Consider the following 21,895-nt stretch of genomic DNA (forward strand, 5'->3'; position numbering starts at 1 on the left):
TCGTTATGATTGAACTTAATGCAGCCGAAATAGCGGCAATCACGGGCGGCGAACTGATCGGTCCGGCCGCGCAGGCACCGGTTCCGGCAGTGACTTCCGCCACTACGGATTCCCGTGAAGTAACCGGGGGTTCGCTCTTCATAGCCAAGCCGGGGGAGAACTCCGACGGCCACCTGTACGTGGGGACGGCCTTTGAACGCGGCGCCGTGCTGGCGCTGGTGGAGCGTCCCGTGACCGACGACGCCGGCGCGCTGTACCCCGCCGTTATGGTTCCCGACGCCGTCCTCGCCATGGGCGCCATCGCCGCGGAAATAGTCCGCAGGCTCCGGGCCCACGGCGAGCTGACCGTCATCGGCATTACCGGATCCGCCGGAAAGACCACCACCAAGGACCTGCTGGCAGGGGTGCTGTCGCAGGCGGGCCCCACCGTGTCGCCCGTCGGGTCCTACAACGGTGAAGTAGGCCTGCCGCTGACTGTGTTCAACGCCGGCTACGGGACCCGCTACCTCGTGATGGAAATGGGTGCCACGCGCATCGGTAACATCCGCTACCTGGCGGACATGGTGAAGCCGGACATCGGAGTGGTCCTGTTCGTAGGGTCCGCCCACGCCGGCGAATTCGGCGGCGTGGAAAACATTGCCGTGGCCAAGGGTGAACTGGTGGAGGCGCTGCCCGAAGGCGGTACCGCCATCCTGAACGCAGACGACGTCCGCGTGTCCGCGATGGCCTCCCGCACCCAGGCCCCGGTGCTGTACTTCACCTCCTCGCCGGAGGAAGCCCACGGGGCCAAGAACGCCGTGCGCGCCCTGGACGCGCGTACCGACGCCGAGGGCCGCCCGGTCTTTACGCTGCTGCTGCCCGACGGCAGCAAGCACGAGATCCGCTCCGGGCTCATTGGCGCGCACCACACCGCGAACCTGCTGGCAGCCGCTGCGGCTGCGTATGCCGCCGGCATCAGCGGCGAGCAGATCGCCGCGGGACTGTCCGGACGCACCGCGGCCAGCCGCTGGCGGATGGAACGCACCGACCGGGCCGACGGCGTCACCGTCATCAACGACGCCTACAACGCCAATCCCGAATCCATGCGGGCAGCGCTGCGGACCCTGGCCGAACTCGGCGCCGAACGCCGCACCTGGGCGGTGCTGGGCGAAATGCTCGAACTCGGTGAAGACTCCGTCACCGAACACGACGCGATCGGCCGGTACGTTGTCCGGCTGAACATCTCCAAACTGATTGTCGTGGGCACCGGCGCCCGCGCCATGCACACCGGGGCCGTTATGGAGGGTTCATGGGGGGATGAATCCACCTTCGTGGAGACCGCCGAGGACGCCGAACGTATCCTCGCCGAATCCCTGGCGCCCGGTGATCTTGTCCTGTTCAAATCCTCCAACGGAGCAGCCCTGCGCTACCTCGGCGATCGGATAGCCTTGACCCCTGTACCACCGTCCGCAGTCACAGACTCAGCCGCCCAGCCGGCCCGCGCCGAAGGGACCGGAGGCGAGAACCTGTGATCTCCCTGCTCGTAGGGTCTTCGCTGGCCATGGTTTTTGCCTTTGCCGGAACACCCCTGTTCATCCGTTTCCTGGTGCACAAAGGCTACGGCCAGTTTGTCCGCGACGACGGCCCCACCTCGCACCACACCAAGCGCGGCACCCCCACCATGGGCGGCGCCGTCATTGTGGCATCCGTGGTGGCTGCGTACTTCATCACCCACCTCATCAGCGGCATGCTCGGATCGGGATCGTTCAGCCCGACGGCGTCGGGCCTGCTGGTGCTGCTCCTCACAGTGGGCATGGGCATGGTCGGTTTCATTGACGACTACACCAAGATCTCCAAACAGCGCAGCCTCGGCCTGAACGCCAAGGCCAAAATCATCCTGCAGGCCGCGGTGGGCATAACCTTCGCCGTCCTGGCCCTGCAGTTCCCGAACGACCAGGGGCGCACACCGGCCTCCACCGCCATCTCATTCGTCCGTGACACCGGCGTGGACCTGGCGTTTGCCGGAACCATCATCGGCGCGGTCCTGTTCGTGATCTGGTCCCTGCTGATTACCACCGGAACCACCAACGGCGTGAACCTGGCCGACGGCCTGGACGGCCTCGCCGCCGGCGCCTCGATCCTGGTCTTCGGGGCCTATTTCCTGATCGGCATCTGGCAGTACAACCAGAGCTGCGGTGCCGAGGATGCAGGCTCCGTTTGCTACGAGGTCCGCGACCCGATGGACCTGGCACTGCTGGCCGGAGCCATGGCCGGCGCGCTGGTCGGTTTCCTCTGGTGGAACACGGCGCCCGCCAAGATCTTCATGGGCGACACCGGTTCGCTGGCCATCGGCGGTGCCATTGCCGCTTTCGCCATCCTTTCCCGCACCGAACTGCTTCTCGTGATCCTGGCCGGACTGTTCGTGATCATCACGCTGTCGGTCATCATCCAGGTGGGGTACTTCAAGATCAGCGGCGGCAAGCGTGTGTTCAAGATGGCCCCGCTGCAGCACCACTTTGAACTCAAGGGCTGGGCAGAAGTGACGGTGGTGGTCCGGTTCTGGATCATCGCCGGACTATGCGTAGCCGTGGCACTGGGAATCTTCTACGCCGAATGGGTGGTGGGACTGTGAGTGCTCCTCTGGAGGAACTGACAACCTGGGACGCTGACTGGAGCGGACTGCGCGTGGTGGTGACCGGCATCGGCCTCTCCGGCTTCTCCGCCGCGGACACCCTCGTGGAACTCGGTGCCCGGGTGGTTGTCGTTGACGCGCGCGACACGGAGGAAAACCGTGCCAAGGCGGACACCCTGCGGATTGTGGGTGCAACGGACATCCTGCTGGGTGCGGATGCCGTTGCGTCCCTGCCGCCGGTTGACGGGCAGGCGCCCGACCTGGTGGTGACCTCCCCGGGGTTCCGGCCCACCCATCCGGTGCTGGCAGCAGCCGCCGAGGTAGGTATCCCGGTGTGGGGCGACGTCGAGCTGGCCTGGCGGGTGCGCATCCGCGAAGGCCGCAAGACAGCGCAGTGGCTTGCCATCACCGGAACCAACGGCAAGACCACCACCGTTTCGATGACGGAGAGCATGCTCCGCGCAGCCGGACTGCGAGCCATCGCGGCCGGCAACGTCGGCACGCCGATCCTGGACGCCATCCGGGACCCGGAAGGCTACGACGCCATTGCCGTGGAGCTGTCCAGCTTCCAGCTGCACTGGACGCACTCCATTTCGCCGCTGGCCAGTGTGTGCCTGAACATTGCCGAAGACCACGTGGACTGGCACGGCTCCTATGAGGCCTACATGGCCGATAAGGCCAAGATCTACGAAAACACGCAGGTTGCCTGCATCTACAACGCCGAACAATACGAGACCGAACACATGGTCGAGGAAGCGGACGTGGTGGAAGGCTGCCGTGCCATCGGCTTCACCACCGGTGTTCCCGCCGTCAGCATGGTGGGCGTTGTCGAAGGCCTGCTGGTGGACCGCGCGTTCATCGAACAGCGGAAGGACTCGGCCGCCGAGCTCGCCGCCATGGCGGACCTGGGGGAGTACGCCCCGCGGCACATGGTGGCCAACGCACTGGCCGCCGCGGCACTGGTGCGGGCCTACGGCGTCGAACCGGCTGCCGTCCGTGAGGGACTGCGCGCCTACTCGCCCGGAGACCACCGGATCCAGGCGGTTGCCCGGCTCGGAGACATCCTCTGGGTCAATGACTCCAAAGCCACCAACCCGCACGCGGCTTCGGCCTCGCTGGCCGCCTTCAGCAGCGTGGTCTGGATTGCCGGCGGCCTGTCCAAGGGCGTGGGCTACGACGACCTGATCGCGGCGCACCGGGACCGGCTCAGGGCCGTGGTCCTGATAGGCGCAGAGACCCGCGACCTGCAGGATTCCCTGGCAAGACACGCACCCGATGTACCGGTGATCCGTGCACTCGGAGAGCAAACTGGTGAAGAGCAGACCCCGGTCACCAGCGCCGAGGAAATCATGGTCCGTGCCGTTGCTGCAGCGGCCGCCGTCGCGGAGGCCGGTGACACCGTCCTGATGGCTCCGGCAGCTGCGTCCATGGACCAGTTCACGTCATACGCCCACCGCGGCGAGGCTTTTATCGAAGCGGTTGCCGGGTATGTGGGCGAGCAGCAGGAAAACACCACGCCGGGACAGGTCCAAACCCCGAAGGAGCCCTAGATTGGCCACCACGCCCACCGGCAGCAAGCGCAAACCGGTCCTGCGCCGGAATCCGGGCGCGGGATCCAGTAACGGAACGGGCGCGGTATCAGGGACTGGCGGGGCATCGTCCGGCGCCGGCCGGGCCTCCTCCGCACCCCGGCCGTCTTCCGGCCGGGCCTCAGCGGGCGGGCCCTCCGCGGACAGGTCCTCCGCAGGCACGTCCTCCGCAGGCAAAGCGGACAGGACCGCCACGGCCAGCAGGGCCGCGGAGACGACAGCCGCCGCCGCCAAGCCGGTCTCCCGCCGGGAACGCTTTATGGTTTTCCTGGAAGGCAGCGGCCGCCTTGCCACCGGTTCCAGCTACTACACCATCCTCGGCGCCACGCTGGCGCTGACGGCCATTGGCCTGATGATGGTCCTCTCGGCCTCCTCGGTTGAATCCATCGCTGCAGCCGCCGGAAGCGACGCCGGAGCGGCCACCACGTTCGACCTGTTCCTGAAGCAGTCGATGTTCGCAGCAGCCGGCGTCATCGCGATGCTGGTGCTCTCACGGCTGACCACCCGCCACTACCGGGTCTTGGCCTGGCCGCTGTACTTCCTCGCGATTTTCCTGCTCATCCTGGTGCTGGCGATCGGCAAGGAAGTCAACGGCAACAAGAACTGGATCGAGATTGGCCCCATTACCGGACAGCCGTCGGAAGCCGCGAAGCTGGCCATGGCCATCTGGTTTGCGGCCGTGCTCTCCCGCAAGGGGCGGCTGCTCACTGAGTGGAAGCATGCGCTGATCCCGGTGGTGCCCGGCGGCGGCATCCTGATTGTGCTGGTCATGGCCGGCAGCGACCTCGGCACCGTGATCATCATGGGCCTGATCATGGTGGCCGCACTGTTCTTCGCCGGCGCCCCGGGGCGGTTCCTGGCTGCCCTCGCCGCTGCCGCAGCCTTCGGAGCCCTGCTGATGTCTGCGCTCAGCGGCAACCGGTCCGGCCGAATCAGCGCCTGGCTGAAGCTGGACTGCGGCACCGGACTGTGTGACCAGGCCAACGCGGGCATGTACGCCCTGGCATCCGGCGGCTGGCTGGGCGTGGGCATCGGACAGAGCCGGCAGAAGTGGAACTGGATTCCCGAAGCACACAACGACTTCATCTTCGCCATCATCGGCGAGGAGTTCGGCCTGCTGGGCACCCTCGTGGTGGTCAGCCTGTTTGCCGTGCTGGCGATCGCCACCGTCCGGGTAACCATGCGCCACACGGACCCCTTCATCCGGATCGCATGCGGTGCCGTCCTGGTCTGGATCATCGGCCAGGCGGCAGTGAACATCGCCATGGTCACCGGCCTGCTGCCTGTCATCGGTGTTCCGCTGCCCTTCATTTCCTACGGCGGATCGTCCCTGACCTTCACCCTCGCCGCCATCGGCGTCCTGCTTTCCTTTGCCCGCAAAATTCCTGAAAGTGAACCAACAGCTCCATGACGCAGCACCCCTTGTCCGTAGTCCTGGCCGGAGGCGGCACCGCCGGGCACATCAGCCCGCTGCTGGCCATTGCAGACGCCGTGACCGCGCAGCGCCCCGACTCCCGCATCACCGTGGTGGGAACGGCGTCAGGCATGGAAACGCGCCTGGTCCCGGCTGCCGGCTACGAGTTGGCCACCATTGACCGGGTGCCCATGCCCCGCCGTCCCTCGGCGGACCTGGTGAAGCTCCCGGCCCGTCTGGTGCGTGCCGTGAAGCAGGCCGGTGCGATCCTGGACGCTGCACAGGCCGACGTCGTCGTGGGCGTGGGCGGATATGTTTCCACACCGGTGTACCTGGCGGCCCGCCGCCGCTCACTGCCCGTGATTGTCCATGAAGCCAACGCCCGTCCTGGCCTGGCCAACCGCGTGGGCGCCCGCTTTGCCGCCGTCACCGGGGTCGCCTTCGAAGCCACCAGCCTGCCGAAGGCCACGTGGGTGGGCATGCCGATGCGACGGGAAATCTCCTCGTTGGACCGGAACGCTGCCCGGGCCGGTGCCCGTGCCGCGCTGGGACTGAAACCGGACATGCCCACACTGGTGGTCACAGGCGGGTCCTCAGGAGCCGCCAGCATCAACCGTGCCGTGGAACAGGCCCTGCCGGCACTGGCAGCCGCCGGGATCCAAACCTTGCACATCACCGGCCGCGGAAAGTCCCTGCTGGATGCGGCCGGCCGGCCGCTGGCCGCCCCCGGCTACACCCAGGTGGAGTACGTGGACGGGATGGAGACCGCCTACGCGGCAGCGGACCTGCTGCTGGCGCGCTCCGGCGCAGGCACGGTCTGCGAGATCAGTGCCGTGGGCCTGCCCGCCGTGCTGGTGCCGCTGCCGCACGGCAACGGTGAACAGGCACTGAACGCCGAAGCCCTGGTCTCTGCCGGCGGTGCGCTCACCGTGGCCGACCCACTCTTCACAGCCGAATGGATATCGGGCAGGCTGATACCTTTGCTGGCCGATCCGGCAGCACTGGACGCCATGTCCCGGGCGTCGTCCAGCCTGGGAATCCGTGACGCGGACCAGCGGATGGCGGCATTTATTCTCGAAGCAAGCGATAGGTCAAAGGCATGAACCGGCTCAACCCCAGTGACTTGGGACAGGTACACTTCATCGGCCTGGGCGGCGCGGGAATGTCCGCCGTGGCGCGGGTGCTCGTAGCCCAGGGGGTGCCTGTTTCCGGTTCAGATGCGAAGGATTCCCCGGGGCTGCGCGCGCTCGAGGCGCTGGGTGCCACGGTCTACGTCGGGCACGACGCCGCACACGTGGCGGACGCAGACACCGTTGTGGTCTCCACGGCCATCCGCGAGCAGAACCCCGAACTGGCCGAGGCCCGTGCCCGCGGGCTGCGGATCATCCACCGGTCGGTGGCGCTCTCCGCGGCCATGGGGACGCAGGACCTGGTGGCCGTGGCCGGAACCCACGGCAAAACGACCACTTCCGCCATGGTGACGGTCATGCTGCGCGAAGCGGGGCTGGACCCTTCGTTCGCCATCGGCGGCGACGTTGCCGCGCTCGGCGTCAACGCCATGCACGGTACCGGCCCGGTCTTCGTCGCGGAGGCCGATGAATCCGACGCGTCGTTCCTGAACTACAGCCCGCGGGTCTCTGTGGTGACCAACGTCGAAGCGGACCACCTGGACCATTACGGCACCGAAGAAGCGGTGTTCGCCTCCTTTGACGCGTTTGCGGCCCTGCTGCCCGCCGGCGGACTGCTGATTGCCTGCGCCGACGACGCCGGCGCCAGCGCGCTGGCCGAGCGCAGCGGTGCCCCGCGGGTCCTGACCTACGGCTACGCGGCAACGGCCGGAGTCCGGGTCTCGGATACCCGCGCCGCGGGCGCAGGGTCGGTCAGCACGCTGCACTTCACGGTGGACGGCACCGAATCCCAGGTGGAGCTGGCGCTGCAGGTTCCGGGCGCCCACAACATCCTCAACGCGGCGGCGGCCTTCGCCGTCGCCCTGGAACTGGGCGTCGACCCGCAGGCCGCCGCGGCGGGACTGGGCACCTTCTCCGGTGCGGCACGGCGCTTCGAACCACGCGGCAGTGCCCGGGGCGTGCAGGTCTTCGACGACTATGCGCACCACCCAACCGAGGTGAACGCGGCCCTGAAGGCCGCCCGGACCGTAGCCGGCTCTCACCGGGTGCATGTATTGTTCCAGCCGCACCTGTTCAGCCGCACACGCAACTTCGCGGCCGAGTTCGCGGCTGCCCTGGACCTGGCGGACACCGCCACGGTGCTGGATATCTACCCCGCACGCGAAGATCCCATTGACGGGGTCACCAGCGAACTAATCACCTCGCGGCTGCACGTGCCCGGCGGCTACGCCGGCTCTGCGGACGAAGCCGTGGCGCAGGTGGCGGACAACGCCGGCGAGGGGGACATCATCCTCACCGTGGGCGCCGGCGATGTCACGGCCCTGGGCAGCGAACTGGTCCGCCGGCTGGCCGCCGGGAAAGCCGTCCATGGCCGGTAGGAAGCGCCCCGGAGGCGACGCCGAGATCATTACCGCCACCCGGGCGCTGGACCCTCGGGACGAAATTACGCACGCCCCGGGCAACGGGGCAAGGGGAGCCGGCAGGACCGGCGGGGCCAAGGGTGCCCCCCGCCCGGCAGGCACCGTCCTGGCCTTTCCCGAGCCTCCGCGCAAGCGCCGTCGCCGGATCGTATGGATCACTGCTGTGTCCGCGCTGGCAGCCGTGGCCCTGTTCTTCGTTTTCCTGGTCTATTCGCCTGTCCTGGCGCTGAAGACCGTGGTGGTGGAGGGCACGGTACTGCTGCCGCGCGAGCAGGCCGAAGCCGCGCTCGAGCCCCTGAAAGGGCAGACGCTGCCCACCATTTCCGACGGGGACGTAGAAGCGCTGCTGCGGGACCGCCCGGAAATCGAGAAGATCGACGTCGCGGCCCAGCCGCCGTCCACACTGGTGGTCACCGTCACCGAGCGCGTTCCGGTGGCCGTCCTGCAGGACGGTCCGCAGTTGGCGCTGATCGATGAGCAGGGCAGGCGCCTTGCAGCCGCTGCTGACCGGGCGGCGGTGCCGCTGCCGCTGATCGACGGCGGTGCCGAGGCTGTGAATGCGCAGGTTTTCCCCAGCATCACCTCGGTGCTTGCCGCGTTGCCGACCAATGTCCTGGCCCTGCTGGAAAGTGCTTCGGCCCAGACCGTGGACTCCGTGGAACTGAAGCTGGCGAGCGGGCAGACGGTATTCTGGGGGAGCGCCGACGACAATGCGGCCAAAGCGCGTGTCCTCGAAGCGCTGATGCGGATGGCACCGACGGATCCGCCCGTGCAGGTCTACGACGTGAGCACTCCGGACCGGCCGGTTACCCGCTGATCCGCAAGAGGCGCAGAAAGAATCCGCCGACACGCGGGGCCGGTAATTGCAGAAGCAGCGCTGGCCCCATAGCGTCTCAGGTAGAGGATTACTTGACATAACTATAACTCTCAAGCTGAGGGTTAGGGTTGGTCAGGTTCAAGGTTTTCGGCCGGGCAGCCGCAGGGACTCCAAGGGGAGGTCCCGGCGGTTTACCCGGGCCGGCAGTTGCAGAACACTAAAAAGTTGCAGAGATTCGAACAAGGGACACAGGACGTGGCAGCACCGCAGAATTACTTGGCCGTCATCAAGGTCGTCGGCATCGGCGGCGGTGGCGTGAACGCCGTAAACCGGATGATTGATGTTGGCCTCCGCGGCGTGGAGTTCATCGCCATCAACACCGATGCGCAGGCTCTGCTGATGAGCGACGCCGACGTCAAGCTTGACGTTGGACGCGAACTCACCCGCGGCCTGGGCGCCGGCGCGGATCCCGAGGTCGGCCGCAAGGCAGCTGAGGACCACGCCGAAGAGATTGAGGAAGTCCTGCGCGGAGCCGACATGGTCTTCGTTACCGCCGGCGAAGGCGGCGGAACCGGCACTGGCGGCGCTCCCGTCGTTGCCCGCATCGCCCGCTCCCTGGGTGCGCTGACCATCGGTGTCGTCACCCGCCCGTTCACCTTCGAAGGCCGCCGCCGCTCCAACCAGGCGGAATCGGGCATCGATACCCTGCGGGACGAAGTGGACACGCTGATCGTGATCCCCAACGACCGCCTGCTCTCGATCAGCGACCGCAACGTGTCCATGCTGGATGCCTTCCGTTCCGCCGACCAGGTGCTGCTCTCCGGCGTGCAGGGCATCACCGACCTGATCACCACCCCGGGTCTGATCAACCTCGACTTCGCCGACGTGAAGTCCGTCATGCAGGGCGCCGGCTCGGCCCTTATGGGCATCGGTTCGGCCCGCGGTGAGGACCGGGCCGTCAAGGCAGCCGAGCTGGCAATAGCTTCTCCGTTGCTTGAGGCCTCCATCGACGGTGCCCACGGCGTACTCCTGTCCATCCAGGGCGGCTCCGACCTCGGCCTCTTCGAAATCAACGAGGCAGCCCGCCTGGTCCAGGAAGTGGCGCACCCCGAAGCCAACATCATCTTCGGTGCCGTCATTGACGATGCCCTGGGTGACGAAGCACGCGTTACGGTTATTGCCGCCGGTTTCGACCAGGTGGACGTCACTTCCCAGCCGGCTTCGCACAAGCCCGCTGAGCCGGCCACCCCGCCGGCTTCGGCTCCGGCCGCAGGCGGCTACGCTGCTGCAGCACCGGCGTCGGCAGGACTTTCGGCCTGGTCGCAGCGGTCCCACCAGCACAGCGACGTCCCGGCAGACGCCGGGTTCGACATCGACCTTCCGGCCGTCGTGGAGTCCGATCTGTCCACCGGCCGTCCGGATGACCTCGACGTCCCCGATTTCCTCAAGTAGGAACCGCAGGAACAGCTGAGCATGGCAGCGGGGTTGTCCCGGATGTTTTGGTGGCACCGGCAGGTTGGCGACAACCTGTGGGCGGGCTTCACCAACACCTCCGCGGGCAACCTCGCTTTGCATGTGGGGGACAGCCCTGCCGCCGTCCTGCAGCGCAGGGCCGCGCTTGAATCCCAGCTGGGCGTAGCGCCCGGCTCGCTGCGGTTCATGAACCAGGTCCACTCGGCCCGGGTAGTGGATGCCTCGGCCCCGGGTGATGCCGGGGGAGCGGATACTTCCGCACCCACCGCGGACGGACTCATCAGCATCGGGGGCAGCGTTCCGCTGGCGGTCCTGGTGGCAGACTGCATGCCCGTCCTGTTCGCGGGCGCAGGCCCGGCCGGGAACCCCGTCACCGCCGCCGTCCACGCCGGCCGCAAAGGCCTGCTGGACGGCATCCTGCCGGCCGCAGTGGAACAAATGCGCTCGGCCGGCGGTACGGACATCCAAGCCTGGATTGGGCCCTGCGTCTGCGGGACCTGCTACGAAGTCCCGGCAGACATGCAGGCCGAAGCCGCGGCCCTGCATCCGGCAGCAGTGTCACGCACCCGCAGCGGTACACCAGCCCTGGACCTTCCGGCAGGCGCCGAAGCGCAGCTGGCTGCGCTGGGCGTCCGCAGTGAACGGATCCCCGGCTGCACCCTGGAGAACGAGGACCTGTTCTCGCACCGCCGCAATCCGGCCACCGGACGCCTCGCCGGGATCATCTGGCGCCGCGCCTAACTGCCGGCAGCGGGCTGAGACAATGAAAGAACCATGACATCTATGCATTCATCCCGGGCCGTCGAACTCGCGGACCGGCTGGGCCGGGTCCGCGCCCGGATTGCCGCCGCCGACCGCCCGGCACGCTCCGGTGAGCCCCGCCTGATTGTGGTCACCAAATACTTCCCGGCCTCCGACGTCGAAATCCTCGCCGGACTCGGCGTGCGCGAGGTGGGTGAGAACAAGGACCAAGAGGCGGCGGCCAAAGCCGCACAGCTGCACGGGCTGGGTCTTCACTGGCACTTCATCGGCCAGCTGCAGTCCAATAAGGCCAAGTCAGTGGTGCGGTATGCCTCCTCAGTCCATTCCGTGGACCGCCTGTCGCTCGTGACTGCGCTCGGCAAGGCCATGGCGGCAGAGCAGCAACGCCGGGCGGGGGAGTCGCTGCCGGTCAGGCAGGACCTGCGCTGCTTCCTGCAGGTGGACCTGCGCACGGAGCATGCCCGGGCGGCAGATCCCGGCCGCGGGGGAGCGGCACCGGAGGAACTGGCGCAGCTGGCGGACGCGGTGGCCGGCACCCCGGGACTGGAACTGTCCGGGCTGATGGCCGTGGCTCCGCTGGACGGGGACCCCGCCGAGGCGTTTGCCCGGCTGCGCGGGCTCTCGGAGCGGCTGCAAAAGGACCACCCCGGGGCGCGGGGCATCTCCGCCGGTATGAGTTCGGACCTGGAAGCCGCACTGGCCAACGGGGCGACACACCTGCGAATAGGTTCCGATGTTCTGGGCCCGCGCCCGCCCGTGCGGTAGCGTCGAAGTAAGAACATCACAAAGCCGCCGCCCGGCATGTAGCCCGGGGAAGCACCGGAACCACGGGCAGCTGCGGCGTTGAAGGATTAGAGGAGCAACCATGGCTGGCGCAATGCGCAGGACAATGATCTACCTTGGGCTCGCCGACGGTGACGAGCACTACGAGTCCGAGCAGCGGAACCTGCGGGAAGCCCCGGTCCGGGACGAAGACTATGCTCCCATTCACGAACCAGAGGAGCTGGACCCCGAACCCGCTCCCGCACCCGTTGTCCGCAATGCAGTCGAGGAGTACCGCGCACCCGTGACACCCATCAAGCGTGCCCCGTCATCCCGCGAGGATGTATCCGGCCTTCGGCAGATCACCACTGTCCACCCGCGCTCCTACAACGATGCCAAAATCATCGGTGAGAGCTTCCGGGACGGCATCCCGGTCATCATGAACGTCACCGACATGGGCGAAGCAGATGCCAAGCGCCTGGTGGACTTCTCCGCCGGCCTGGTCTTTGGACTGCGCGGCAGCATTGAGCGCGTGACCAACAAGGTCTTCCTCCTGTCGCCTTCACACGTGGAGGTCCTTGGGGACGACAAGAAGATCAGCGAGTCGCAGTCCACCTTCTTCAACCAGAGCTAACGTGCTCCCGTACCAACGGGACGCGGGGGCTGCCAACCGACTTCCCGAAATGAAACCCTTCGCGTGAATATCATTCTTCCCCTGGTGTATCTGGTGCTGGTGCTCTTCCAGCTCGCCCTGATCCTGAGGATCGTTTACGACGCGGTGCAGATGTTCGCCCGCCAGTGGCGCCCGAAGGGCCCGGCACTCGTGCTGGCTACGGCCATCTACGGTGTCACCGATCCGCCGGTACGGCTTTTTCGCCGCATTATTCCGCCGCTGCGCCTTGGCGGGGTGGCACTGGACCTCGCGTTCCTGGTCCTGTTCATCATCGTGTCAATCCTGACGCAGATCGTCGCCGGCGTGGCCCGCTAGGTCCGGCCCGCTGGGGGCCGGTTAGTTTTCGGCCCCCAAAAGATATACTGTGAAAATTGATACAACCCCAGATTTTTGTATGTCCGAAATTCTCTACGTAGAACCGCCTGCCTGACACGCAGGCGAATCTTATAATCCAGTATGAGGTGACCAGATGGCTCTGACGCCAGAAGATGTTGTCAACAAGCGGTTCCAGCCGACCAAGTTCCGGGAAGGCTATGACCAGGACGAAGTCGACGACTTCCTCGACGAGATCGTGGTGGAGCTGCGCCGGCTGAACGCCGAAAACGAAGATCTCCGCCGCCAGCTGGCAGAAGCGGCAGCCGGTGGCTCCGTATCGGAGAAGACCGTCCCCGCGCCCGTCGCGGCCGCCTCCACCACCGAGCAGGTCCGCGAAGAGCCCAAGCCTGAGCCTAAGGTTGAAGCACCCCGCGTGGAGGAGCGTCCCGCTCCGGTCGAGCCCAAGCAGGAAGCGGCCCCGGCTGCACCTGCAGGCAACACCACCGAAACCGCAGCCGGCATCCTGGCCATGGCCCAGAAGATGCACGATGACTACGTCAGCGCCGGCGTCGAGCAGCGCGACAAGATCATTGCCGAGGCACAGATCGAAGCCAGCGGCCTCGTCACCGATGCCCAGGAGAAGAGCCGCAAGATCCTCAGCACCCTGGAGCAGCAGAAGGCTGTCCTGGAGCGCAAGGTCGAACAGCTCCGCGGCTTCGAGCGTGACTACCGTTCACGCCTGAAGGCATACATCGAAGGCCAGCTGCGTGATCTGGATGCACGCGGCTCGGTTGCTTCGGAGACCGCCGACGCGTAACAGCGTCAGGTCCCGGCCGCGTTCCGCGTTCGGATAAGAATCACTTCAGCGGGCCGGCGGCCGGGTCATCCCGGCCGCCGGCCCGCTGCATTTGTTCCCGGCGCCTGAGCGCGCCGCTCGTTTCCCGCCCCCAGCTCCGCCCAGCAGTACAGAAAGCACCATGACCAACTCTTCACCGGACACCCCGCAGGACACCGGAGCCAGGCGTCCTGCCAAGGCCAAAGCGGCCTTCGCCATGCTCGCCCTGGCGGCCGCCGCCCTCGTTGCGGACCAGCTCACCAAACTGTGGGTAGTGCGTACCATGACCGAGGGACAGGTCACCGATGTCCTGCCGCCGCTGCTGCGGTGGCATTTCATCCGCAATCCCGGAGCTGCGTTTTCGATCGGGACCGAGTTCACCTGGGTGTTCACCATCATCATGGTGCTGGTTTCAGGTTTCCTCGTGTACCTGATGATCCGGGTCCGTTCGCTTGCTTGGGCCACGGCCCTTGGCCTGGTGCTCGGCGGTGCCCTTGGCAACCTGACGGACCGGCTCTTCCGTGCGCCCTCCTTCGGGCAGGGCCACGTGGTGGACTTTATCGCCTTCCCCAATTTCGCCATCTTCAACATCGCCGATTCCTGCGTGGTGTGCGGCGTGATCCTGGTCTGCCTGCTGACCCTCCGCGGCATCAGCCTCGACGGGACACGCACGCTTCCCGCCGCCAAGGAACCCGCTGCGGCCAACGACGGCGAGGAGCAGCGATGAACGAGTTGCACGCCGTGTTCGCGGTCCCGCCCGAAGCTGACGGCAAACGCGCGGACGCCGTCCTGGCCGGCCTGCTGGATGTATCCCGCTCCACTGCCGCAACATGGTGCACCGACGGGTACTTCAGTTCCGCCGGCAAGGTGCTGGGCAAGTCAGACAAACTGCACGCCGGCCAGGAGATCACCGCCGACGTCCCCGAACAGCGGGACCCGCTGGCCGTCGTCGTCGAGCCGGTGGAGGACCTCAAGATCCTGGGCGATGACGAGCACTTCGTGGTCATCGACAAACCCGTGGGTGTGGCAGCGCATCCCTCTCCCGGCTGGGTCGGTCCCACCGTGGTGGGTGCCCTGGCCGCTGCCGGCTACCGGATCTCCACGTCCGGTGCTCCGGAACGGCAGGGCATTGTGCACCGGCTCGACGTCGGCACCTCCGGCGTGATGGTGGTGGCTAAAACGGAGCACGCCTACACGCTGCTGAAGCAGGCTTTTAAGGAACGGACCGTGGACAAGATGTACCACGCCGTCGTCCAGGGCCTGCCCGATCCGCTGAAGGGCACCATTGACGCCCCGATCGGGCGGCACCCGGGCTATGACTGGCGCTTCGCCGTGGTCGAGGGCGGCAGGCCGTCGGTGACGCACTATGAGGTGCTGGAGGCCTTCGGGAAGGCCTCCCTGGTGGAGGTGCACCTGGAAACCGGGCGCACGCACCAGATCCGCGTCCATTTTTCTGCCCTGCGGCATCCCTGTGCCGGTGACCTCACCTACGGCGCTGACGCCAAGCTTGCCGCCGAGCTGGGGCTTACGCGCCAGTGGCTGCATGCCCGACAGCTGGGCTTCACCCATCCCGGCACCGGTGAGCATGTGGAGTTCGTCAGCGAGTACCCGCAGGACCTTCAGTACGCCGTCGACGCCCTGCGCAGCGGCGAGGTCTAGGCACGCACCCCGGCCCGGCCCGGCAGTGACGCAGGCCCCGGCGCGGCGGCGGCAAAGCGCTCCCGCGCCGGGGCCTAGAATGTACAGGTGGCTTCAGCAACTAGTACGTCCAAATCGTTTGCCCATCTTCACAACCACACTGAATATTCCATGCTGGACGGCGCAGCACGGCTGACCGACCTGTTCAGCCACGCCGAGGAACTGGGCATGAATGCCCTGGCAACCACCGACCACGGCTTTGTGTTCGGCGCCTTCGACTTCTGGAACAAGGCCCGCAGCGCCGGCATCAAGCCGATCGTGGGCGTGGAAGCCTACCTGACACCGGGCACCGCCCGTGCGGACAAAACCCGTGTGAAGTGGGGCGACGGCGGACGCAACGACGTCTCCGGTGCCGGTGCCTACACCCACATGACCATGTGGGCCGAGAACACCGAGGGCATGCACAACCTCTTCCGGATGTCTTCGCTGGCTTCCCTCGAGGGTTACCTCTACAAGCCGCGCATGGACCGGGACCTGCTGCAGACCTACGGCAAGGGCCTGATTGCCACCACAGGCTGCCCCTCCGGTGAAGTACAGACCAAGCTGCGGCTGGGCCTCTACAAGGAAGCCGTGCAGGCGGCGTCGGATTTCCGCGACATCTTCGGCAAGGAGAACTTCTTCTGCGAGCTGATGGACCACGGGCTGGACATTGAGCGCAACGTCCAGGCGGACCTGGTCAAGCTGGCCCGCGAGCTGCAGCTGCCGCTGGTAGCCACTAATGACTTGCACTACACCCACGCCGAAGACGCGTCCGCGCACGCGGCCCTGCTGTGCGTGCAGTCGGGGTCCTCGCTGGCAGATCCCAAGCGGTTCAAGTTCGACGCCGACGAGTTCTACCTGAAGTCCCCGGAGGAAATGCGGGCCATTTTCCGCGACTACCCCGACGCGTGCGACAACACCCTGCTCATTGCCGAGCGGTGCGACGTCGAATTCAACACCAAAGCGTCCTACATGCCCCGCTTCCCCTGCCCGCCCGGGGAAAACGAGGAATCCTGGTTCATCAAGGAAGTGGAGACCGGCCTGCACTACCGGTTCCCGAAGGGCATTCCCGACGACGTCCGCAAGCAGGCCGAGTACGAGATCGGCATCATCACCCAGATGGGCTTCCCGGGCTACTTCCTGGTGGTGGCCGACTTCATCAACTGGGCCAAGAACAACGGCATCCGGGTGGGACCGGGCCGCGGTTCCGGTGCCGGATCCATGGTCGCCTACGCCATGCGCATCACCGACCTGAACCCGCTGAACCACGGGCTGATCTTCGAGCGCTTCCTGAACCCGGACCGCGTCTCCATGCCTGACTTCGACGTCGACTTCGATGATCGGCGCCGCTCCGAGGTGATCCACTATGTCACCGAGAAGTACGGCGCGGACCGCGTGTCCATGATCGTCACCTACGGAACCATCAAGGCCAAGCAGGCACTGAAGGACTCCTCCCGCGTGATGGGATATCCGTTCTCCGTGGGCGAGCGGCTCACCAAGGCCATGCCGCCGGACGTGATGGGCAAGGGCCTGTCCCTGCAGGACGTGCATAACAAAGACGCCAAGCGCTACGGCGAAGCCGACGAACTGCGTGAACTGCTCAAGTCCGATCCGGACTCGCAGCGCGTCTTCGACACCGCTTTGGGCCTCGAAGGGCTGAAGCGCCAGTGGGGCGTGCACGCCGCCGGCGTCATCATGTCCTCGGACCCGCTGATCGACATCATCCCGATCATGAAGCGCGAGCAGGACGGGCAGGTGATCACGCAGTTCGACTACCCGACCTGCGAAGGCCTGGGCCTGATCAAGATGGATTTCCTCGGCCTGCGGAACCTGACGATCATTTCCGACGCGATCGAGAACATCAAGAACAACCAGGGCGTGGACCTGGACCTGGAAAAGCTGGAGCTGGACGACAAGGGTTCCTACGACCTGCTGGCCAGCGGCGACACCCTGGGTGTGTTCCAGCTCGACGGCGGGCCCATGCGGTCCCTGCTCAAGCTGATGCGTCCGGATAACTTCGAAGACATTTCCGCCGTCATCGCCCTGTACCGTCCCGGTCCCATGGGCGCGAACTCGCACACCAACTACGCCTTGCGTAAAACCGGCGTGCAGGAAGTCACCCCCATCCACCCGGAGCTGGAAGAGCCGCTGCGGGAAATCCTGGATACCACCTACGGCCTGATCGTGTATCAGGAGCAGGTGATGTCCATTGCCCAGAAGGTGGCCGGCTTCTCGCTCGGCCAGGCAGATATTCTCCGCCGCGCCATGGGTAAGAAGAAGAAATCCGAGCTGGACAAGCAGTACGCCGGCTTCCACCAGGGCATGGTGGACCGGGGCTACTCGGAGGCAGCCATCAAGGCGCTATGGGACATCCTGCTCCCGTTCTCCGACTACGCCTTCAACAAAGCCCACTCGGCCGCCTACGGCTTGGTGTCCTACTGGACCGCGTACCTCAAGGCGCACTACCCGTCCGAATACATGGCCGCCCTGCTCACCTCCGTGGGAGATGACAAGGACAAGCTGGCCCTGTACCTGAACGAGTGCCGCAAGATGGGCATTACGGTGCTGCCGCCGGACGTGAACGAATCCTCGGTGAACTTCACCCCTGTGGGCACGGACATCCGCTTCGGCATGGGCGCCATCCGCAACGTCGGCGCTAACGTTGTCCAGGCCATGGTGGCCGCCCGCGAGGAAAAGGGCGCGTACACCAACTTCAAGGACTTCCTGATGAAGGTCCCCGCGGTGGTGTGCAACAAGCGAACCATCGAGTCCCTGATCAAGGCCGGCGCGTTCGACTCGATGGGCCATGCCCGGCGTCCGCTGGCCATGATCCACGAAGAGGCCATTGACTCTGTGGTGGTGCTCAAGCGCAACGAGGCCGTGGGCCAGTTCGACCTGTTCGCGGCCATTACGGACCAGGAACCGGAAGACTCGATCAGCATCGATATCCCGGACCTGCCGGAGTGGGAAAAGAAGGACAAGCTGTCCTTTGAACGCGACATGCTGGGGCTTTACGTCTCCGACCATCCGCTGCAGGGCCTGGAGGGCATCCTCAGCCAGCACGCCGACTCCTCAATCACGAACATCGTGGGGGAGGAGGGGCCGCCCGACGGCGCCATTGTCACCATTGCGGGCATGATCACCTCGCTGCAGCGACGGATCGCCAAGAACAGCGGCAACGCCTATGCACGCTGTGAGATCGAGGACCTCGCCGGGTCCATGGAAGTGATGTTCTTCGGCCAGGTCTACGGTCCCATCGCGGCCGTGCTGGCCGAGGACCTGATTGTGGTGGTCCGGGGCCGGCTGCAGCGCCGCGACGACGGCGCGGTGACCCTAAACGCGCAGGAGCTCACCGTTCCCGACCTCAGCGAGGGCCACTCCGGGCCGGTGGTCATTTCGATGGCCACCTACAAGGCCACGGAAACGGTGGTCTCCCAGCTGGGTGACGTGCTGCGCACCCACCCGGGCACGTCCGAGGTGCAGATCCGGCTGAACGGGTCCCGCACCGTGGAAGTCATGAAGCTTGGCGTGGACATGCGGGTGAACCCCACGCCGTCGTTGTTCGGCGACCTGAAGGTGCTGCTGGGTCCGGCCTGCCTGGACGCCTAGGCGTTTAGGCAGGCCGGCCGGGCCGACGCCCTAGCTGGCGCTGGACACGGGCATCAGGACGTCCTCCGTGGTCCAGCGGGACACCACGTTATCCATTCCGGCGGCCCTGAACGCCAGGACTGCTGCTCCAATCCGGCTGCCGGAGGTCCCGAGCATGGAGAGACGGAGATCGGGGGCATCCCGCCATGCGAGTGAGCCGGACAACTCCCGGAGCAGCGGGTCCAGTAAGGCTGACCCGGCGCGGGACACGCCGCCGGTCAGGACGATGACGGCAGGATCGGTCAGCAGGGTCAGCGTCTTGAGTCCCAGCGCAAGGGCCGTGATGCCCTCGCTCCACACGCGGTCGGCCAGCGGATCGATACCCAGCCGGGCAACAATGCCCGACACGTCCAACCCTGCCTCGCCCCCGGAGGCGGCGAAACGCCGGGCCACCCCTGCGCCGGAGAAGTAGGCCTCCAAGCAGCCGAACTGGCCGCAGGTACAGCGTTCCCCGTCCGGTATGACCGGGATATGGCCCAACTCACCGGCTGTGGCAGACGCGCCGGAAATACGATGGCCCCCGCTTTGGATTGACGCGGCAACACCTGTTCCCACAGCAACCAGCACGGAGTCGCCGGAACCGTGTGAAGCTCCGAAAAGGTCTTCGGCCAGGCCACTGGTTCGGACGTCATGGTCTATGTGGACGGGGACACCGAGCCTCTCCGTGAGGAGGCGCTTCAGCGGAACGTTGGACCAGCCGAGGGAAGAGGCATACCGGATGATTCCCTTTTGGGAGTCCACCATTCCCGGCGTGACGACGCCTGCCCCTGCGACAACGCAGCCGTCATCCTCCGCATAGTCGCGGAGGTCCTCCGCGAGCGCCAGTATCCGCTCAATGGATTCGTCGCCCGTAACACCTGCCGGGACGGTACGGGAGAGCAGGGTCCGGCCGGATGCCGCCACCAGCGCTCCCTTGATGTTGGTGCCGCCTACATCCACGGCGAGAACCACTGCGTCGTGACGGGGAGCAGAGGGTGGGTCGTCTGCTGCTGCGGACTCCAGTGCCGCGAAGAGGCTGCGGACCATGTCCGGGTCTGTCTGCAGCGTTCCGTCCATGCGCGGCGACGGAGTCTGGGCCCGCAGGTGGATTTCGCCTGCACCGGTCGCTGCGACAATTTCCCTCACGTTGGCAGGGCGGACCGATCCACCCACCAGGACCGACGGCGCGGACGGAGCGGCCTTGGAGAGGCGGACCAGCTCAGCCAGCATTCCGATGCCCTCGGCTGCCGGGTGCGGGCCGCCCGAGGTGAGGACACGCTGGACACCCAGCTGCGTGAGCTCCTGGTACGCCTTAAGTGGATCCCGTGCCAGATCGAAGGCTTTGTGGAAAGTCACGGGGAGGGTGCCTGCGGCCGCCATTAGCCGGCGCATGGCGCTTACATCCACCTCGCCGTCGCTGGTGAGCACGCCCGTCACGACTCCTACCGGGGTGCCGGCCCCGGACGCCGCGGCTTCGATTGCTTCCAGGTCCCGGCACATTGTCTCGAGTTCAGCGTCGCTGTAGACAAAATCGCCGCCGCGCGGCCGTACTATGACTTGGACGCCTACCCGGTTCACCGCCCGCAGCACGGCCAGAACCGCACCCATACTCGGCGTGGTGCCGCCTTCGCCCAGGTTTGCGCACAACTCGATCCGGTCCGCACCTGAACGGTCCGCCACCAGGGCCCCGTCGACGTCATCGACGCAGAGTTCCACGGCTATGCGCCGCACTGCAGGCGTACACCCGTTTGCTGACCTCACCACCGGGGCACCGGGTTTTCGGCCCAGGCAGCAACGTCCGAACCAATCGATATCCGGCCAACCCGTTCCGAGCCGCCGTTGATCGGCAGGTCCATCAGTGCTCCGGCACCGGAAGTGTCGACTCCGAGGGCCTCCAGGACCTTAAGGGCTATCAGCGTGGTTGCCCGCGGGTTGCCGTCGACAATCTTCATGGCTACTGCCTGGCCGGTCGACGCGGACATGCCGATAACCCCTTCCGCCCCGCCCTTGGCAAGGACGCCGGGTACAAGGGTCATGGCGCTGCTGTTTGCATGCCCTGTTCCGCCGACGTGGAAAGGGTTGGCACGCATGGCATCGGCTACCAGGCGCTCCGGAGTCCCGGGGGACGCGGTGACGAGGGTGCGGAACGCCTGCGCAAGCCCAAGGACCGTGGTGCTAAACAACGGCGCTCCGCATCCATCGACGGCCGCGTGCTCAACCGGAACGCCGGTAGCGCGTTCCACGGTGTCCCGGACCATGAGCTGCAAAGGATGGGCCGGGTCCAGGTAGCCTGCGGTGTCCCAGCCGTTTGCGGTGCAGGCCAGCAGCATGGCGGCGTGCTTACCCGAGCAGTTCATGTGGACCCGGGAGCGCGACTTGCCGGCTCTTATCAGGCGCTCACGGCTTGCTTCGTCCTCGGGCCAATCGGCCGGACAGGCAAGGGCGGAATCATCCAATCCCGCCCGCTCCAGGATGCTGCGCACCGCCTCTACGTGGGCGTCCTCCCCGGTATGGCTTCCGGCGGCGATCGCCAGTTCCGGGCCGGACAGGTCGGCGCCGGCGCGCAGGCAGGCAAGAGCCTGCAGCGGCTTGGTGGTCGAACGCGGCAGCACCTGCCCTGAGCCGGCACCGAGGCTGGCGGCGACGTTTCCATCTGCGTCAAGTGCCGCCAACCAGCCGAAATGGCGGCTTTCAGTGACACCGGACCTTATGACGACGGCGAGTTCCGCGAGCTGTTCGGCTGCGTTGGATATGCGGGCGCTGGCCGTGCCAGGCGCGGCGGGGGATACCAC

18 protein-coding genes are annotated in these 21,895 nt (G+C 66.4%); 16 read left to right on the forward strand and 2 right to left on the reverse strand.

Going from position 1 to position 21,895, the window contains the following annotated elements; genetic code table 11:
• Window positions 1-5 precede the first annotated feature (5 nt).
• The 16 genes from QNO06_RS07060 to dnaE all read left to right on the forward strand — a co-directional run bounded on the left by QNO06_RS07060 (window position 6) and on the right by dnaE (window position 19,085).
• Window positions 6-1,511: a UDP-N-acetylmuramoyl-tripeptide--D-alanyl-D-alanine ligase gene (locus QNO06_RS07060; RefSeq protein WP_227910840.1), complete on the forward strand. Its 1,506-nt coding sequence runs from the start codon at window positions 6-8 to the stop codon at window positions 1,509-1,511.
• Complete coding sequence (gene mraY, locus QNO06_RS07065) at window positions 1,508-2,611, forward strand: phospho-N-acetylmuramoyl-pentapeptide-transferase (RefSeq protein ID WP_227910841.1); 1,104 nt, start codon at window positions 1,508-1,510, stop codon at window positions 2,609-2,611. Before QNO06_RS07060 ends, mraY begins: the two co-directional genes overlap by 4 nt.
• Window positions 2,593-4,161 carry a UDP-N-acetylmuramoyl-L-alanine--D-glutamate ligase gene (gene murD / locus QNO06_RS07070; protein WP_227910842.1) on the forward strand — a complete coding sequence of 523 codons (1,569 nt, stop codon included), beginning with the start codon at window positions 2,593-2,595 and terminating at the stop codon, window positions 4,159-4,161. Before mraY ends, murD begins: the two co-directional genes overlap by 19 nt.
• Window position 4,162: 1 nt before the next feature.
• Window positions 4,163-5,611 (forward strand): FtsW/RodA/SpoVE family cell cycle protein, encoded by a 1,449-nt coding sequence (locus QNO06_RS07075; RefSeq protein WP_227910843.1) that lies wholly within the window; start codon window positions 4,163-4,165, stop codon window positions 5,609-5,611.
• Complete coding sequence (gene murG / locus QNO06_RS07080) at window positions 5,608-6,717, forward strand: undecaprenyldiphospho-muramoylpentapeptide beta-N-acetylglucosaminyltransferase (protein ID WP_227910844.1); 1,110 nt, start codon at window positions 5,608-5,610, stop codon at window positions 6,715-6,717. The genes QNO06_RS07075 and murG overlap by 4 nt, the downstream gene beginning before the upstream one ends.
• Window positions 6,714-8,120, forward strand: a complete 1,407-nt coding sequence (murC, locus tag QNO06_RS07085; RefSeq protein WP_227910845.1) for a UDP-N-acetylmuramate--L-alanine ligase — start codon at window positions 6,714-6,716, stop codon at window positions 8,118-8,120. Before murG ends, murC begins: the two co-directional genes overlap by 4 nt.
• Complete coding sequence (locus tag QNO06_RS07090) at window positions 8,110-8,979, forward strand: cell division protein FtsQ/DivIB (protein WP_227910846.1); 870 nt, start codon at window positions 8,110-8,112, stop codon at window positions 8,977-8,979. The genes murC and QNO06_RS07090 overlap by 11 nt, the downstream gene beginning before the upstream one ends.
• Window positions 8,980-9,234: 255 nt before the next feature.
• The gene (ftsZ, locus tag QNO06_RS07095; protein WP_227910847.1) at window positions 9,235-10,431 is read left to right on the forward strand and encodes a cell division protein FtsZ; all 1,197 of its coding nucleotides are present in this window, start codon (window positions 9,235-9,237) and stop codon (window positions 10,429-10,431) included.
• A gap of 21 nt (window positions 10,432-10,452) precedes the next feature.
• Entirely contained in the window at window positions 10,453-11,193 is a 741-nt protein-coding gene (locus QNO06_RS07100) for a purine nucleoside phosphorylase YfiH/LACC1 family protein (protein ID WP_227910848.1), read from the forward strand.
• Window positions 11,194-11,226: 33 nt separating this feature from the next.
• Window positions 11,227-11,979 carry a YggS family pyridoxal phosphate-dependent enzyme gene (locus QNO06_RS07105; protein WP_227910849.1) on the forward strand — a complete coding sequence of 251 codons (753 nt, stop codon included), beginning with the start codon at window positions 11,227-11,229 and terminating at the stop codon, window positions 11,977-11,979.
• 100 nt (window positions 11,980-12,079) lie between these two features.
• On the forward strand, window positions 12,080-12,610 hold the full coding sequence (locus QNO06_RS07110; protein WP_227910850.1) for a cell division protein SepF: 531 nt from the start codon (window positions 12,080-12,082) through the stop codon (window positions 12,608-12,610).
• 63 nt (window positions 12,611-12,673) lie between these two features.
• Window positions 12,674-12,964, forward strand: a complete 291-nt coding sequence (locus QNO06_RS07115; RefSeq protein WP_227910851.1) for a YggT family protein — start codon at window positions 12,674-12,676, stop codon at window positions 12,962-12,964.
• A 154-nt stretch (window positions 12,965-13,118) separates the two neighbouring features.
• Complete coding sequence (locus QNO06_RS07120; RefSeq protein ID WP_227910852.1) at window positions 13,119-13,781, forward strand: DivIVA domain-containing protein; 663 nt, start codon at window positions 13,119-13,121, stop codon at window positions 13,779-13,781.
• 160 nt (window positions 13,782-13,941) lie between these two features.
• Window positions 13,942-14,526 carry a signal peptidase II gene (gene lspA, locus QNO06_RS07125; protein ID WP_227910861.1) on the forward strand — a complete coding sequence of 195 codons (585 nt, stop codon included), beginning with the start codon at window positions 13,942-13,944 and terminating at the stop codon, window positions 14,524-14,526.
• Window positions 14,523-15,458, forward strand: a complete 936-nt coding sequence (locus tag QNO06_RS07130; RefSeq protein WP_227910862.1) for an RluA family pseudouridine synthase — start codon at window positions 14,523-14,525, stop codon at window positions 15,456-15,458. The genes lspA and QNO06_RS07130 overlap by 4 nt, the downstream gene beginning before the upstream one ends.
• An 87-nt stretch (window positions 15,459-15,545) precedes the next feature.
• Window positions 15,546-19,085, forward strand: coding sequence for a DNA polymerase III subunit alpha (dnaE, locus tag QNO06_RS07135; protein WP_227910863.1), 3,540 nt, complete (start codon window positions 15,546-15,548; stop codon window positions 19,083-19,085).
• A gap of 30 nt (window positions 19,086-19,115) precedes the next feature.
• Here the strand turns inward: dnaE and QNO06_RS07140 are convergent, their stop codons facing one another.
• Both QNO06_RS07140 and QNO06_RS07145 read right to left on the reverse strand, forming a co-directional pair.
• A complete protein-coding gene (locus tag QNO06_RS07140) occupies window positions 19,116-20,819 on the reverse strand; it encodes a copper homeostasis protein CutC (RefSeq protein ID WP_284014605.1) in 1,704 nt (567 codons plus the stop codon).
• Between the two features lie 41 nt (window positions 20,820-20,860).
• Complete coding sequence (locus tag QNO06_RS07145; RefSeq protein ID WP_227910865.1) at window positions 20,861-21,895, reverse strand: asparaginase; 1,035 nt, start codon at window positions 21,893-21,895, stop codon at window positions 20,861-20,863.

It is taken from the genome of Arthrobacter sp. zg-Y20 (genome assembly GCF_030142075.1).
Taxonomy (GTDB): domain Bacteria; phylum Actinomycetota; class Actinomycetes; order Actinomycetales; family Micrococcaceae; genus Arthrobacter_B.

Coding starts and splice junctions, on each gene's coding strand:
- QNO06_RS07060 (WP_227910840.1), top strand. CDS start 6: ATGATTGAACTTAATGCAGCCGAAATAGCGGCAATCACGGGCGGCGAA.
- murD (WP_227910842.1), top strand. CDS start 2,593: ATGGGTGGTGGGACTGTGAGTGCTCCTCTGGAGGAACTGACAACCTGG.
- murG (WP_227910844.1), top strand. CDS start 5,608: ATGACGCAGCACCCCTTGTCCGTAGTCCTGGCCGGAGGCGGCACCGCC.
- murC (WP_227910845.1), top strand. CDS start 6,714: ATGAACCGGCTCAACCCCAGTGACTTGGGACAGGTACACTTCATCGGC.
- QNO06_RS07090 (WP_227910846.1), top strand. CDS start 8,110: ATGGCCGGTAGGAAGCGCCCCGGAGGCGACGCCGAGATCATTACCGCC.
- QNO06_RS07100 (WP_227910848.1), top strand. CDS start 10,453: ATGGCAGCGGGGTTGTCCCGGATGTTTTGGTGGCACCGGCAGGTTGGC.
- QNO06_RS07105 (WP_227910849.1), top strand. CDS start 11,227: ATGACATCTATGCATTCATCCCGGGCCGTCGAACTCGCGGACCGGCTG.
- QNO06_RS07110 (WP_227910850.1), top strand. CDS start 12,080: ATGGCTGGCGCAATGCGCAGGACAATGATCTACCTTGGGCTCGCCGAC.
- QNO06_RS07120 (WP_227910852.1), top strand. CDS start 13,119: ATGGCTCTGACGCCAGAAGATGTTGTCAACAAGCGGTTCCAGCCGACC.
- lspA (WP_227910861.1), top strand. CDS start 13,942: ATGACCAACTCTTCACCGGACACCCCGCAGGACACCGGAGCCAGGCGT.
- QNO06_RS07130 (WP_227910862.1), top strand. CDS start 14,523: ATGAACGAGTTGCACGCCGTGTTCGCGGTCCCGCCCGAAGCTGACGGC.